Origin of the sequence: Solwaraspora sp. WMMB762, from assembly GCF_049179115.1 — a bacterium.
In the GTDB taxonomy this organism is placed as follows: domain Bacteria; phylum Actinomycetota; class Actinomycetes; order Mycobacteriales; family Micromonosporaceae; genus Micromonospora_E.
Window position 1 is genome coordinate 5,253,460 of record NZ_JBMHMD010000001.1, and the last position, 13,620, is coordinate 5,267,079.

The following is a 13,620-nucleotide window of genomic DNA, read 5'->3' on the forward strand; positions in this document are numbered from 1 at the left end:
AATCTGATGACCGACCTGATGACCGACCAGTTCACCCCGGCCGACGCGCGTCGACTGCTCGACCTGTGGGACACCCAGCAGACGGCGTACGTCGCCCACCGGGAGAACCGCTTCCAGGCGATGCGCGACGTGCTGCGGCTGCACCTCGGCGACCGGCCGGCCACCGTACTCGACCTGGCCTGCGGACCCGGCGCCCTCACCGACCGGGTGCTCACCGAACTGCCCGCCGCCCGCTGCGTCGCCGTCGACTACGACCCGATGCTGCTGCGCATCGCCACCGCCGCGCTCGCCGACCACGGCGACCGCGCCGACGTACGCGACCTCGACCTGGTCGCCGACGACTGGGCCGACCGGCTCGGCGTCGACACCGTCGACGCGGTGGTCAGCTCCACCGCCCTGCACTGGCTCTCCCCGGCGCAACTGCTCGCCGTCTACACCGCCGCCGCCCGGCTGCTACGCCCCGGCGGAATCCTGCTCAACGCCGACCACCTGCGGTTCGGCCCCGAGCAGCCGACCCTGGCCACGCTGGCCCGGCAGCACGATGAGCAGACCCAGCAGGCCGGCTTCGCCGCCGGAGCGCTGCGCTACGACGCCTGGCACGCCGAGGCGGCCCGCACCCCCGCCCTCGCCGCACTGACCGCCGAACGGCGGCGGCGCTTCGCCGACCGGTCGCAGCAGCCGGACTCGCCGCTGCAGTTCCACCTCGCCGCGCTGCGTACCGCCGGATTCGCCGAGGTCGGCACCATCTGGCAGTACCTCGACGACCACGTGGTGTTCGCCCGACGATGACCCTCACCCCGTCGCGAACGCCGCCGACCACCCGGACCCGGGTGCGGGTGGCACGGGGCACCCGTACCCGGGCACCGGTGTTGATTTTCGCCGTCGCCGCGCTGGCGCTCAGCGTCGCCGGGGCGACCACGATCGGCACCGCCGATCTGACCGTCGCCGACGTGTTCCGCACCCACGCCGTCCACCTCGGACTGCCGGTGACCGGGCTGCCGCCGCTGGCCGACAGCATCGTGTGGAACCTGCGTACCCCCAGGGTGCTGCTCGCCGGCCTGGTCGGCGGCGGGCTGGCGGTCTGCGGCGCGGTCCTGCAGGCGTTGACCCGCAACCCGCTCGCCGACCCGTACCTGCTGGGCATCTCCGCCGGGGCGTCGACCGGCGCGGTGTCGGTGCTGGTCTTCGGCCTCGGCGTCGGCACCGCCGCGCTGACCGGCGGCGCGTTCGTCGGCGCCGTCGCCGCGTTCGCCGCCGCCCTGGCCATGGCCGGCCGACGATGGACCGAACCGTCCCGGATCCTGCTCGCCGGGGTCGCCGTCGGCCAACTCTTCGCCGCCGTCACCAGCCTGATCGTGGTCTCGGCCGCCTCGCCGCAGCAGACCCGGGGCGTCACCTTCTGGCTGCTCGGCTCGCTGACCATGGCGAGCTGGCCGTCGGTGGCGCTGGCCGCCGCCGTCACCACCGTCGCGGTGGGAATCTGCTGGGCGGCCACCCCGGCGCTCGATGCGTTCACCTACGGCACCGACGTCGCCCAGTCCCTCGGTTTCGCCCCGGCGAAGGTCCGGGCGGCGCTGTTCACCACCACGGCGTTGCTTGCGGCGGTCCTCGTCGCGGCCAGCGGCGCGATCGGCTTCGTCGGGTTGACCGTGCCGCACGCCGCCCGGTTCCTGGTCGGCTCCCGGCACCGGATCCTGCTGCCCACCTGCGCGATCATCGGCGCTACCTTCCTGATCTGGGCGGACACCGCCGCCCGGACCGTGTTCGCGCCGCAGGAGGTGCCGGTCGGGGTGGTCACCGCACTGCTCGGGGTGCCGGCGTTCGCGCTGCTCATCCGCCGTCGGCAGGCGCCGGCATGAGACTGCGCGCCGAGAAGATCAGCTGGGCGGTACGCGGGAAGCCGCTGCTCGCCGACGTCACCCTCGACGCGCCCGACGGCGCCCTGGTCGGGCTGCTCGGCCCGAACGGCTCCGGAAAGTCCAGCCTGCTGCGGGTGCTCGCCGGCCTGCAGCGGCCGGACACCGGGCGGGTGCTGCTCGACGGGGTCGACACCCGATCCATCCCGCGCCGGGCGCTGGCCCGGACGTTGGCCCTGGTCACCCAGCACACGGCGGCCGACGTGGACATGTCGGTACGTGACGTACTGCTGCTGGCCCGGATCCCGCACCGCCCGCTGCTCGCCGCGACCACGGCGGCGGAGGTCGCCGCCGCCGAGCAGGCGCTGGCCGACGCCGGGCTGCCCGGGTTCGGGGACCGTCGCTGGTCGTCGCTGTCCGGCGGGGAGCGGCAGCGGGTCGACATCGCCCGTGCGCTGCTGCAGCAGCCGCAGGTGCTGCTGCTCGACGAGCCGACCAACCACCTGGACATCCGCCACCAGCTGGACCTGCTGGAGCGGCTGGCGGCCGGATCGACGACCGTGATAGCGGCGCTGCACGACATCAACCTGGCGGCCCGGTTCTGCGATCAGATCGTGCTGCTGCACGCCGGGCGGGTGGCGGCGGCCGGGCCGCCGGCGCAGGTGCTGACGCCAGCCCGGATCGCCGAGGTCTACCAGGTGACCGCCGACATCGATGTGGACTCGGTCGGTCTTACCCGCGTCCATCTACGTCAGAGTATCGACTCAGTTCACTCAGGCTAGCCGAATTGGGAACCATGGTTTACTCATTGACAGTGAGCGATCAGCCCCGTAGCGTGACGGCCGATCGGTTCCAAGGTCTGGCACGGGGAGTAGCAGATGACATTGGATCGTGGTGCATCCGTGCGCGGGCTGCGGCGGCTTGCGGTGCTGATCGTGATGGTGCTCGGGGTGCACGCCGTGGCCGCCGCTCCGGCGGTGGCCGGACCGACCGGGCACGAAACTGCGACGTCGAGCAACGTCGTCGCGCCGATCGCGCCGGACATCGACTCGCCGGAGTACCTGCCGCTCGACGCCGACGAACACACCAGCGCCTGCGCCGAGGACAACCAGCATCGCGGGTCGATCGGTGTGTACGGCACCTTCACCTTCCACTCGCCGTCCCCTCAGGTCGTCAAGTACCTGTACGGCTTCAACACCAACCCCTTGCCGGACAACGTCCTGGTGCCCGCGAGCATCGGTGCGCCGGTGTCGCTGCGCTGGATGCCGGTGCAGGACCGGACGACCTCAGTCACCGTGCAGGCGGTTGACGCCGCCGGAGGACGTTCGCCGATCGCATACTGCCTGTTCTCCGTACCGACTCGGCTCGCTGCTGGCGAGTGGCCGCTCGACGACGCGGCCGGTGCCACGTCGGCGGCGGACGCGCGCGGCAACCACCCGGCGGCCGCCGGCAGCGGCGTCACGTTCGGCGTTCCCGGGTCGGAGTGCGCTGACCTGGGCGCGCAGTGCCAACTCGGCGGGGCGGCCCGACTCACCGGCGACGCGGCTAACAGCTACCTGGCTACCAGCACTTCCGGCCTGATCGACACGTCGACCGGGTTCGGTGCCAGCGCCTGGGTGCGGTTGACCGACGACTCGGTCGACCGGGTCGCGGTCAGCCAGGACGGCACCGACGTACCCGGCTTCACCCTCGGCTTCGACGCAGACAGTGGCCGGTGGGCGTTCGGGATCGCTGCATCGGACTCGCCTTCACCGGCGGTGTCGTCGGTGACCAGCACCGCGCCGGTCGCTCTCGGCGAGTGGACCCACCTGGCTGCCGCGTACGATCCGGAGCTGACCACGATGACGTTGTACGTCCACGGCGACGAGCAACCGGTGGCGCAGCGTCAGTCGGTGTGGGCGTCGCAGGGCGCGGTGCAGATCGGTCGCGCCGTCAGCGGCAGCGGCTACACCGCGGGCTGGGCCGGAGACTTGGCCGACGTCGCGGTCTTTGACCGCGTACTGGTGTCCCGCGAGGTGCGGGACCTGTCGGCTCGGCCGACGACCTCGTTCGGCTACTGGCCGTTGGACGAGGCCACCGACGGCGACAGCCCGGAGTACGGCGGCGGTGCGGACCTGCGGTTGTATGGCGATTCGCACCTGTATACCCCGGATATGGACGAGGACCCGTTCGTTGAGACCCCGCTGGTAGGCGATGGGCATCTGGTGCTCGACGGAGTCGACGATTGGGCGCAGACCGACGGACCGGTCGGGGTGACCGACCGCAGCTTCACCGTCGGCGTACGGGTGCGGTTGCCGGGCCCGAACTGCGGAGACACCGATCAGGCGGTGCTGTCCCAGGCTGGTACGACGGCCAGCGGGTTCGTCATCCGCTGCAACGCCGCGTCGAATCGCTGGGAGCTGGTCCTGCCACACCAGGACACCACCGACCCGGCGTCGACAGTCATACAGGACAACCTGACCTACCCGGAATGGGATTACTTCGGCCAGCACCTGGCGGTGGTCTACGACTCGGCGCGCCAGGAGGTGCGGTTCTACGTCGACGGCCGACTCTCCGCGACTGGCACTGCCGCCTACACGGCCAGCTGGCGGGCGAACGGCGGCCTGCAGGTGGGCCGGGCGTTGCACAACGGGAGCTTCGGCCAGTACCTCACCGGCGTCGTCGACGAGGTCCGGGTGTACGCGGGAGCCGCCGACGAGACCATGATCGCCCGGATGTCAGGAATGGCGGGTGGCCCGATCGGGTGACCGTTCGCTGAGCGTGGCCTGCGTACCGGCACAGGGTGCGCAGGCCGCCGCGCTCAGCGCAGGCAGGAGTCGTCGGGGTCGATGGTGGTGGTGATGCGTCGGCCGATGTCGCGTAGCTGCCGGCACTGGGCCTTCGTCATCGGGTCGAAGACGAGTCGACGCACCTCGGCGACGTGGCCGGGGGCCGTGGCGACCAGCTTGTCCCAGCCGTCGTCGGTCAGCGTCGCGAGCGTGTAGCGGCCGTCGGTCGGGTCCGGCGTACGGCAGACCCAGCCGCGCTTTTCCAGCCGGGTGACGACCTGCGACAGCCGCGACAACGACCCGTCGGCGATCATGGCGAGCCGGCTCATCCGCATGGTGCGCTCGGGTGTCTCGGACAGCGCGGCCATCACCTGGTACTCGAAGTGGCTGATCCCGGCGTCGCGCTGCAACTGCCGGTCGAGGGCGCCCGGCAGCCTGGCCAGTACGCCGGCGAGGGCGAACCAGGTCTCCAGTTCCTCCTTGTCGAGCCAGTGCGGCTGCTCGGTCGGGGTGGCCATGTCGTCGAGTCTAGCTTCAAGCGTCAAGTGATCACGAGAGCTGCGTCACTTGACGCTTAAAGTCATGACGGACTAGCCTCGCTTCAAGCTTAAAGCGATCCGACATCGGAGACAGATATGAACATCGTTCTTTGGGTACTCGCCGGCCTGCTCGCCGCAGCGTTCCTCGGCGCGGGGCTGATGAAGGTCAGCCAGCCGAGAGAGAAGCTCGTCGAGAAGGGCATGGGCTTCGCCGCCGACTTCCCGATGGGTCTGGTGCGGACCATCGGCGCGCTGGAGATCCTTGCCGCGATCGGCCTGATCCTGCCGGCGGTCACCGGCATCGCCCCGGTGTTCGTGCCGCTGGCCGCCCTCGGCCTGGTCGCGATGATGATCGGTGCCGCGATTGTGCACTTCCAGCGCAAGGAGTACCCGGCGATTCTGCCCAACCTGGTCCTCCTGGCGATGGCCGCCGTCGTCGCCTGGGGCCGCTTCGGCCCGTACGCCTTCTGAGCCGACCCGCTCGATCCGACCCGCTCGATCCGACCCCGCCGGGGTCACAACCGGAAGAGATCTGACCAATGCCTGAGCTGTTCGAGCCGGTGACCATCGGCAAGTGGAACCTGCCCAACCGGGTCTTCATGGCACCCATGACCCGCAACCGGGCGCAGCCCGACGGGGTGCCCAACGAGCACGCCGCCAGCTACTACCAGCAGCGGGCCACCGCCGGCCTGATCATCACCGAGGGGGTGCAGCCGAGCGCCGTCGGGCAGGGCTACCCGAACACCCCCGGCCTGCACACACCCGCGCAGGTCGACGGCTGGCGGCGGATCGCCGACGCGGTGCACGCCGCCGACGGGCGGATCGTCGCCCAGTTGATGCACGCCGGCCGGATCGCCCACCCGGACAACAAGCACGGACAGGAGACGGTAGCGCCGAGTGCCGTCGCCGCCGACGGCACCATGATCACGGCCACCGGCATGCAGCCGTACCCGACGCCCCGTGCCCTGACCACCGACGAGCTGCCGCAGGTGGTCGACGAGTTCCGGCAGGCGGCGCGTTCGGCCGTCGACGCCGGCCTCGACGGGGTCGAGCTGCACGGCGCCAACGGCTACCTGCTGCACCAGTTTCTCGCCCCGCCGACCAACCGGCGCACCGACGGGTACGGCGGTTCGCCGGCCGCCCGTGCCCGGTTCGTCGCCGAGACGGTTGCCGCCGTCGCGCAGGAGATCGGCCCGGAACGGGTCGGCCTGCGGCTCTCCCCGGCCAACGGCGCCAACGGTCTGATCGAGGACGACCCGGCCGAGACCGCCGCCACCTACCGGGCGCTGGCCGACGCGATCGCCCCGCTCGGCCTGGCCTTCCTGCACCTGTCGATCGACCCGGCCGATCCGCTGCTCGCGGACCTGTCGGCCCGGTTCGGCGGCCCGGTCGTCGTCAACACCGGGTTCGCGTCGGTCACCGACCGGGAAACCGCGCAGACCCTGGTACGCAGTGGGAAGGCGACCGCGGTCGCGGTCGGTCGACCGTTCATCGCCAACCCCGACCTGGTACGCCGCTGGCGCGAGCGGGCTCCGCTCAACGAGGTCGACCAGGCGACGGTGTACGGCGGTGACGCCCACGGCTACACCGACTACCCGTTCCTGGACGGCACCAGCACGCCGGCCGACGCCGGATAGGCCGGGCGGCGGGCCCGGCCCTGCGCTCTGTGACGTTCAGCTTTCGCGGCACTGCGGGTTAAGCGGACACGATGCCCGGGAATCCGGACAGGTCGCGACCGGGGCCTCGTCACCGGCCGCCGGCCCCGGCACCGTCATCGGTATGACCTCGAATCTGCTGCACCGCTGGCCGAGCGCGCTCGGCCTGGGGTGTGCCGTACTGGTGCTGGTGGCCGGGGCCGGGCGTGAGGTCCTGGCGATCGTGCTCGGTGTCGCCGTGCTCTGCTATCTCACCGCCGCCGCGACCCAGCGGCGCTGGATGGCCTGGGTAGGCCTCGGCGCCGGCTCGCTCGTGGTCGCGGCGAGTGAGCTGGCCGGCCTGCCGTGGTGGGCCGGCCTCGGCTTCGTCGCGGTGGTGCTGGTGGCCGGTGGCCTGGTCGGCGGCGTACCGAGGGCGCCGCTCACCGCGCAGACGGTTGCGCTGCTCGGCTACGGCGGGCTGGCGGTCACCGCGGTGCTGGTTGTGCCGGCTGTCGGGATGGTGCTGGCCGGGCTGGCGTTGGCCGCACACGGCGTCTGGGACGTCATCCACCACCGGCGTGACGAGGTGGTGCCCCGGTCGCTGGCCGAGTTCTGCGTACTGCTGGACGTCCCGTTAGGGCTCGGCTTCCTGGCCCTCGCCGCCACCGGCGCCGTTTCCGGGTGACCAGGCCGATCCGGCCGGGCCGGCCTGGTCACCCGGGGCACCGGTGTGGCTGCTGCGGTACCCGGCCCGGTAACCGGACGGAGTGATGCCGTACCGGTCCATGAAGGACTGGCGCAGCGCGTCGGTGGAGCCGAAGCCACACCGGGTGGCGATCGCGGCCAGCGGTAGCCGGCTGGTGACCAGCAGGTGGGCCGCCGCCTCGGTCCGTACGCCCCGGACGAAACGGGCCGGGTTCTGCCCCAGGTGGGCGACGAACAACCGGGTGAGGTGACGTTCGCTGACCGCCGCGCGGGCGGCGAGCGCCGGCACGCTCAGGTCGGCGTCGGGCGTGTCCCGGATCGCCCGGACCAGGTCGCGGACCAGGCTGTGCTCGGGAACCGGGGCGCTCAGGAACATGCTGACCTGGGCCTGGTTGGCCGGCCGCTGCAGGTAGGTGACCAGCGCGCGGGCGACGTGGCGGGCCAACTCCGCGCCGTGGTCCTCCTCGACGAAGGCCAGAGCGAGATCGAGGGCGCTGGTGACGCCGGCCGCCGTGGTCACCACGCCGTCGCGGATCCACAGCGGACGGGCGTCCACCCGTACGGCCGGGTGGCGGGCGGAGAGCTGGTCGGCGTACATCCAGTGGGTGGTGGCCCGCCGCCCGTCGAGCAGTCCGGCGGCGGCCAGCACCGACGCGCCGGTGCAGACCGAGGCGACCCGGCGGGACTCCCGGGCCAGCCGCCGTACGTGGGCGACCAGCCGGGAGTCCCCGGCGGCGGCGAGGTGCCCCTCCCCGCCCGACACGATCACCGTGTCGAGCGGGCCACGGAGCCGTTCGAGTGCCGCCTGGGCGTGCAGCGTCAACCCGGACTGGCAGCTGATCGGCCGCCCTGCCGGGGCGGCGACCACCAGCTCGTACGGTGGGTCCGCGCCCCGGTTGGCGTAGTCGAACGTCGTGGTCAGGCAGGCGATGTCCAGCAACTCGGCGTCCGGGTAGCCGATCACGGCCACCACCCGGGGCGGGGCAGCGCGGTGGCGGGTCACCTCACCAGCGTGCCGCACACCCGCCAGCTATCTACATGTTGCCGTCGGCACGCCAGTTCTGGTAATTGCCGCCGTTGCACGGCATGGTGTAGACCTTCCCCTGACGGTCGCTGTCCAGGCAGACGTTTCCGTGGATGTAGTGCTGGAACTGAATGCGGTAGTAGTTGCAGCAGCTGCGGTTCCAGTTGGTCGGCTTCCACCGCTGGTACGGATTGTCCCTGGCGCATGGCGAGGTGTAGACCTGCCCGGCCTGGTTGGCGTCGAGACAGCGACCAGTCTGCTTGTTCACGATCTGGTAGCGCTCCCCGTTGCTGATCCAGCCTTCGTCCCAGTTCTGGTAGTTGCCGCCGTTGCAGCCCATAGCGTAGACGTCGCCGCTGTGGTTGCTGTCGAGGCACAGACCGGTCTGCCAGTTGCGGATGATGCCACCGTCGCCCGGAAGCGCCGCAGCCGGCGACGCTACGAGGGTGAGTGTGGCGAAAATTGAGATGATGGCCAACGCGCTACGGGCCATTCTCCGCTGCCATATCCTGCCGGTCGTACTGTTCTTTTGTGACATGCGTGTTTCCTCGCGGCGTACGATTGTGCACTGAGTCGCCGTTGACCTACGTGCTATTCGGTCGCCTGAGGCTATTTCGCGGACTTTGCGCCGAGCAACACTTCGTCCATGATCACTGGGCGATTGCCGGGATCACTGGGCGATTGCCGGGTGCCGGGTGCGGGCACCGGTCGACGAGGGCCCGCCGCCGCGGCGGGCCCTCGTCGCCGCCGTCACTGCGCGGGCCCGACCGTGACCGTCGCCGTGGCCGGCAGACAGGAGTTGGTGTCGGCGGTCGCGGTGACCCGGGCGACCGCTCCGGCGCTGCCAGGCGCGGCGGTGATGGTGACCGGATGCTCCGGGCTGCCGGGCCGGGTGACCGTCGGGGTGACGCTGACCCCGGGGTCGCCGGTGACGGTCAGGTGCAGCGCCGCCGAGGTGGTGCAGGCGGACACCACGAACGTCACGATCGCGGTGCCGCCCTCAGGCACCGCCACCTGTGACGGGCAGGCGATCACCATCAGCGCCGGCGGCATCGGCGCGGGCGTGAAGCCGACCTCGGGCGAGTCGGCGGTGGCCGCCGGGGCGACGGTGACGACCCGGGCGAACGCGGTGTGGCGGGGGATGCTCGGCGAGCCGATGCGCAGCGCCGGATGGTCCGGCGGGACGTCGATGCCGTACGGGGCGCTGCTGTCGCTGCCGACCAGGATGTCGTTGATGTAGAACTCGACCCGGTCGATGGTCCCCACGTCGGTGCTGGCGTCGGCGGTCATCCGGACCGCGCAGACCGACACCAGGTAGCTGCCGTCGACCGGACTGGTCAGCGTCACCTCGGGTGCCGGCCCCGGACCGGTGCCGTCGCACGGGTCACCGTTGATGGTGCAGCCCGGATCCTGCGGTCGGCCGCCGGTCCAGGCGCCGACGTACCCGATCTCGACCGACCCGCCGGCGGCGATGACGTTGTTCCACGTTGTCGGGGTGGCGGTGAGGGTCTTGCCGTCCAGGGTCCAGTTGGCGTTCCAGCCCTGCTGGACCGTCTCACCGGCCGGCAGCGTCAGCACCAGTTTCCAGCCGTTGACCGCCGTGGCGCAGTTGTTGGTGATGGTGATGTCGCGGAAGACGCCACCGCTGTCCGGGCCGTTGTTCCAGTAGCTGCTCTCGATTGTCACCGTCAGGCATCCGGCGCTGGCGGCGTCGCCGGCGGTCGTGCCGACCGCGTACGCCGGGGCGCCGGTCGCCGCCGTGCCGCTGGTGGCGAGAAGCATCGCGGCGGCGACGCCGGCCGCGGCCCGCCACCACGAGGTCCGGCGGCGGCTGCGGGGCAATCCATCGGTACGGTGGTGCGTCGGTGGGGTGGACGACAACGACATAGGGGCTGGTCTCCTTCGATCCCAGGAACCCGTGCCGACCGGTCGGGCCGGCAGGACGGACGGTCCCACAGATCTCCGCCGGCCCAGGCCACTGTAGGCACCCTCATCGTTACATCAGTGGCTCTCGATGCACAACGGGTGTGGCGGCGCGCTGGGTATTGCGTGGTGGTTGAGTGCCGGGTGTCGGTGGGTGGGTCCGGGTGCACCCGGACCCACCCACCGCCTCAGCTCAATGTCAGCTCACGTCCGGCGGTCACCAGTCGCCATTGATCGCCTTCGACACGGTCGTCTGGGTGCAGTAGAGGTCACCGCCGGCGGACCGGTTCTGGTAGCACGTCTTCCAGTAGACGATGCCGTCCTCGTCCATGTTGTAGTTGCACGACGCCCAGGTGCCGGCACCCTCGGAGTTGTAGCAGATGCCGGACCGGCCGTAGTCGGTCCACCAGTACGCGGCGGCCGACGCGCCGTCGGAGTCGCCGTCGTACACGTGGAACCAGTCGCCGTAGTCCTCGAAACAGGCCTGGTTGCCGGTCGAACCCTGGATCAGGCACCGCTCCCAGAGCAGGCCGATCTCGGCCGCACCCTCTGGTGCGCTGGACTTCGCGCCGTACGCGATCGTGTCGACGCTCGCCGGATCGACGGCGACGGTCGTCTCCGCCGTGCCGGAGCCATTCGCCGTGCCTGATGGTGCCGCCGATGCCGGGGCGGCCATGAACGCTGCGGCCGTGACTGCTGCGAACAGCGCAGCCAGGCTGGTACGGATCTTCACTCGTGTTCCTACTTCCTCGTCGTGATCGTCGAAATTCTGCCGACACCTCGGTGCCCCCGAGGCAGAGTTCGTTCGTCAACGAACGGGAGGTACCCCGTAATTCACTTGTGGATCCACTTCAGGTACATGGGCCCGGTAACCTGATGTCCCCCAACATACATAGCCTTCGCTGTCTCCGCGACTCGTCGTCGCGTTCGTGACAGCGGTCCCGGCCGGCCCTGCTGGGACGGCAGACCCTGCTGGGTGGCGGCGCCAGCGCATCGAGGGCTGCCGACGACGTGTCGGTCCGGCCGTGCCCGAGCGGGATGATCGGACGCATCCACGTCGCCGGATCGGTGATCAAGGCACCTCTGCCTGAGGTTGGATCAGGACTGGCTCCCGTAGGATTCTTTCACTTTCAGATGAGCGTCGAGGCCGTGCTCCTCGGCGAACGCGATAGCCCGCGCCAAGGCTGCTTCCAGCTCGTCCGTGCCGATCTTGGCTGGGTCGAGAAGGTACTGGAGGACCTCCATCACCGACTCCGCCGCCACCTCGTACGGGATCTCCTCCCGGCGCTTCGCGTCCACCACGGAGGTGATCATCTCCTCGGTCGCCCGCGCATCGACCGACGTGCCTGCGGGCAGGGCGGCGCGAAGCTCCGCGACGAAGCGGATGATCTCGCCACGGCTGGCACCTTCCGGGTACTGCCGTTGCACCGCGAGGACGAACAAGGAGGTGGTCAGTGCTGCCACCCAGAGCTGGTCCTCGGGCGGAATATCTTCCTGAACGGTCGGCACGTCCGCAGCGTCGTCGAGAGTCAGCAACGTCCGCACCAGGGCAACCGCCCCTGGACTAATCTTCTTCACTCCACTCCTCCGCGAGCTGGTCGACCTCAGCGAGGAAGCGGTCCAACTTGTCTGCTGGTGCGTCCGAGAGTAGATGCCACAGCACGACGAGTTCGGTTTCAAGTAGTGCGCCCTGATCAGCATCCTCAACGTCGCCGGTTTCGCCGGTCAGGGCCGAGATCAGCATTTTTTCGGCCAGCTCCGGATCAAGATTCAGCGTGGTGTCCGCGAACTTGCTGCGAACCTCGGCGACCAGGCGAATAACCTCGCCCCTGGTTGTCCGCTCCCCGAGCCGCTCGCGTGCGGCGAGGAAAAACGCTGCTCCGAGCACCAGGCCGAGCTCCTGCCACCCTGCTTCGTCAAGCTGCCGGCAGCGCTCCCGATAGGCACCTGGGTCGCCGTGGGTAAGCTCCCGGAGGAGTTCCAGGTACGGCTCGCGGTCAGTCGTCAATTTTCCGCCTCCGAGACTTCCTGTCGTCGAGCTTCTTCAGGATAAGGGCAAGCGTTGCCGCGAGTGCAATTGCGGCGGACTCGGCGGATTCAGCGTAACCGGGGCTTTGGTTGGAGGGCCCGGGCGTCGAGGGATGTTGCACCGTGGATGTGGTTCCCTTTGGCCCAAGCTGGGTTATCGCATCCGTTATCTTTCCGGTCACGTCGCCGGCGGTCTCGGCATTCTCAACACTCTTCTTGGCGACTCGTCGGTGCCAGCTCTTCGGGCGTGCGGTGCTTGCGACGATCTCCTCGCCGGAGGGCAGGCTGGTATCCGGGTTGGCCCGGCCGACGGGCATCGAGCCGGGCATGATGTGGTTGCCGTACCTGGAGAACGCCTCTGCCGACTTGGCGAGCAGGTTGCCGAGTCGGCCGGCCTTGGCCGCCGCGATCGCGGCATCGTCGACGGCACCCCGGATCTCACTGTGGTCGGACCCGGCGCCGGCTTCGTCGAGGTGCCGGTGCGCCTGGGCCAAGTCCGCTTGGGCGCGAGTAGCTCCGGCTGCGGCCTGGTCCAGTCGCTCGACGGCGGTACGGAGCTGGGCGACCACGTCGGCCAGGGTCACCCGAGTTTTCTCCGGTACACCCGTGCGTGCTCGACACACGCATCGATCCGACGGATGGTCAGCTCAACCTCCTTGATCGCAGCCTTGAAGTGCTCCCGGCCTTCGTTGACGCAATCGTGCTGGCTGTCGTGCACGGTGCGCAGTGCCAGGTCACCCGCTTCTGCCGCGACTTCCGCAAGCTGCTCGATGAGCTTCCTGGCCTCCTCGGCGGCTTCGATGGCCAGCCCGATACGCACCTTGACATCGTTGACCGACATGTAGGCATCCGTCCAGACGGGGGCGACGCAATCCGCGACGTGCTGCGCCTTCTGGTGACGTAAAGGCTACCGTCTGTCCGCTACGGGGACGGTCTGCTGGTAGGCACAGTGGACCAGCGGCGTAGCTGGTTGGCTGCTTGGCGGGATGCGGTACATGTGTGCCGTGTTGCCGGAACGATCTTCACCGACCGTGACGGGTGGGCGGTCGGTGCCCGCTCTGCTTGCCACGAGTTGAAGCTGACGCACGTCACTCCGCCGGCTTAACGTGCGTCAGCTTCAACTCGAAACTGAGGGTGCGG

The 13,620-nt window shown here is 70.1% G+C and carries 16 protein-coding genes; 7 read left to right on the forward strand and 9 right to left on the reverse strand.

Annotated elements, in window-relative coordinates:
• Nucleotides 1-6: 6 nt before the first annotated feature.
• From ACN27J_RS23510 to ACN27J_RS23525, 4 genes are all read left to right on the forward strand, one after another.
• On the forward strand, nucleotides 7-789 hold the full coding sequence (locus ACN27J_RS23510) for a class I SAM-dependent methyltransferase (protein ID WP_421369556.1): 783 nt from the start codon (nucleotides 7-9) through the stop codon (nucleotides 787-789).
• Nucleotides 786-1,859: a FecCD family ABC transporter permease gene (locus ACN27J_RS23515; protein WP_421369558.1), complete on the forward strand. Its 1,074-nt coding sequence runs from the start codon at nucleotides 786-788 to the stop codon at nucleotides 1,857-1,859. Before ACN27J_RS23510 ends, ACN27J_RS23515 begins: the two co-directional genes overlap by 4 nt.
• Nucleotides 1,856-2,638, forward strand: a complete 783-nt coding sequence (locus ACN27J_RS23520; RefSeq protein ID WP_421369560.1) for an ABC transporter ATP-binding protein — start codon at nucleotides 1,856-1,858, stop codon at nucleotides 2,636-2,638. The genes ACN27J_RS23515 and ACN27J_RS23520 overlap by 4 nt, the downstream gene beginning before the upstream one ends.
• A gap of 96 nt (nucleotides 2,639-2,734) precedes the next feature.
• The gene (locus ACN27J_RS23525) at nucleotides 2,735-4,603 is read left to right on the forward strand and encodes a LamG-like jellyroll fold domain-containing protein (protein ID WP_421369562.1); all 1,869 of its coding nucleotides are present in this window, start codon (nucleotides 2,735-2,737) and stop codon (nucleotides 4,601-4,603) included.
• Between the two features lie 53 nt (nucleotides 4,604-4,656).
• On the opposite strand, the gene ACN27J_RS23530 is transcribed toward ACN27J_RS23525, so the two are convergent.
• Nucleotides 4,657-5,142 (reverse strand): MarR family winged helix-turn-helix transcriptional regulator, encoded by a 486-nt coding sequence (locus tag ACN27J_RS23530; protein WP_421369564.1) that lies wholly within the window; start codon nucleotides 5,140-5,142, stop codon nucleotides 4,657-4,659.
• A 117-nt stretch (nucleotides 5,143-5,259) separates the two neighbouring features.
• On the opposite strand from ACN27J_RS23530, the gene ACN27J_RS23535 reads away from it, so the two are divergent.
• From ACN27J_RS23535 to ACN27J_RS23545, 3 genes are all read left to right on the forward strand, one after another.
• Entirely contained in the window at nucleotides 5,260-5,634 is a 375-nt protein-coding gene (locus ACN27J_RS23535) for a DoxX family protein (RefSeq protein WP_421369566.1), read from the forward strand.
• A 68-nt stretch (nucleotides 5,635-5,702) separates the two neighbouring features.
• Nucleotides 5,703-6,800: an alkene reductase gene (locus ACN27J_RS23540; RefSeq protein ID WP_421369568.1), complete on the forward strand. Its 1,098-nt coding sequence runs from the start codon at nucleotides 5,703-5,705 to the stop codon at nucleotides 6,798-6,800.
• Between the two features lie 142 nt (nucleotides 6,801-6,942).
• Nucleotides 6,943-7,485: a hypothetical protein gene (locus ACN27J_RS23545; protein ID WP_421369570.1), complete on the forward strand. Its 543-nt coding sequence runs from the start codon at nucleotides 6,943-6,945 to the stop codon at nucleotides 7,483-7,485.
• Here ACN27J_RS23545 and ACN27J_RS23550 read toward each other — a convergent pair.
• From ACN27J_RS23550 to ACN27J_RS23585, 8 genes are all read right to left on the reverse strand, one after another.
• Nucleotides 7,435-8,508, reverse strand: coding sequence for a GlxA family transcriptional regulator (locus tag ACN27J_RS23550; RefSeq protein ID WP_421369571.1), 1,074 nt, complete (start codon nucleotides 8,506-8,508; stop codon nucleotides 7,435-7,437). The genes ACN27J_RS23545 and ACN27J_RS23550 overlap by 51 nt on opposite strands.
• Nucleotides 8,509-8,539: 31 nt before the next feature.
• Entirely contained in the window at nucleotides 8,540-9,022 is a 483-nt protein-coding gene (locus tag ACN27J_RS23555) for an RICIN domain-containing protein (protein WP_421369574.1), read from the reverse strand.
• A gap of 257 nt (nucleotides 9,023-9,279) precedes the next feature.
• Complete coding sequence (locus ACN27J_RS23560) at nucleotides 9,280-10,416, reverse strand: cellulose binding domain-containing protein (RefSeq protein WP_421369576.1); 1,137 nt, start codon at nucleotides 10,414-10,416, stop codon at nucleotides 9,280-9,282.
• Nucleotides 10,417-10,669: 253 nt separating this feature from the next.
• A complete protein-coding gene (locus ACN27J_RS23565) occupies nucleotides 10,670-11,185 on the reverse strand; it encodes a hypothetical protein (RefSeq protein ID WP_421369578.1) in 516 nt (171 codons plus the stop codon).
• A 365-nt stretch (nucleotides 11,186-11,550) separates the two neighbouring features.
• On the reverse strand, nucleotides 11,551-11,997 hold the full coding sequence (locus tag ACN27J_RS23570) for a hypothetical protein (protein ID WP_421369580.1): 447 nt from the start codon (nucleotides 11,995-11,997) through the stop codon (nucleotides 11,551-11,553).
• A gap of 19 nt (nucleotides 11,998-12,016) precedes the next feature.
• Nucleotides 12,017-12,460, reverse strand: coding sequence for a hypothetical protein (locus ACN27J_RS23575; protein ID WP_421369582.1), 444 nt, complete (start codon nucleotides 12,458-12,460; stop codon nucleotides 12,017-12,019).
• The gene (locus ACN27J_RS23580) at nucleotides 12,450-13,064 is read right to left on the reverse strand and encodes a hypothetical protein (protein WP_421369584.1); all 615 of its coding nucleotides are present in this window, start codon (nucleotides 13,062-13,064) and stop codon (nucleotides 12,450-12,452) included. The genes ACN27J_RS23575 and ACN27J_RS23580 overlap by 11 nt, the downstream gene beginning before the upstream one ends.
• The gene (locus tag ACN27J_RS23585) at nucleotides 13,061-13,321 is read right to left on the reverse strand and encodes a hypothetical protein (protein ID WP_416551116.1); all 261 of its coding nucleotides are present in this window, start codon (nucleotides 13,319-13,321) and stop codon (nucleotides 13,061-13,063) included. Before ACN27J_RS23585 ends, ACN27J_RS23580 begins: the two co-directional genes overlap by 4 nt.
• Nucleotides 13,322-13,620: the final 299 nt, after the last annotated feature.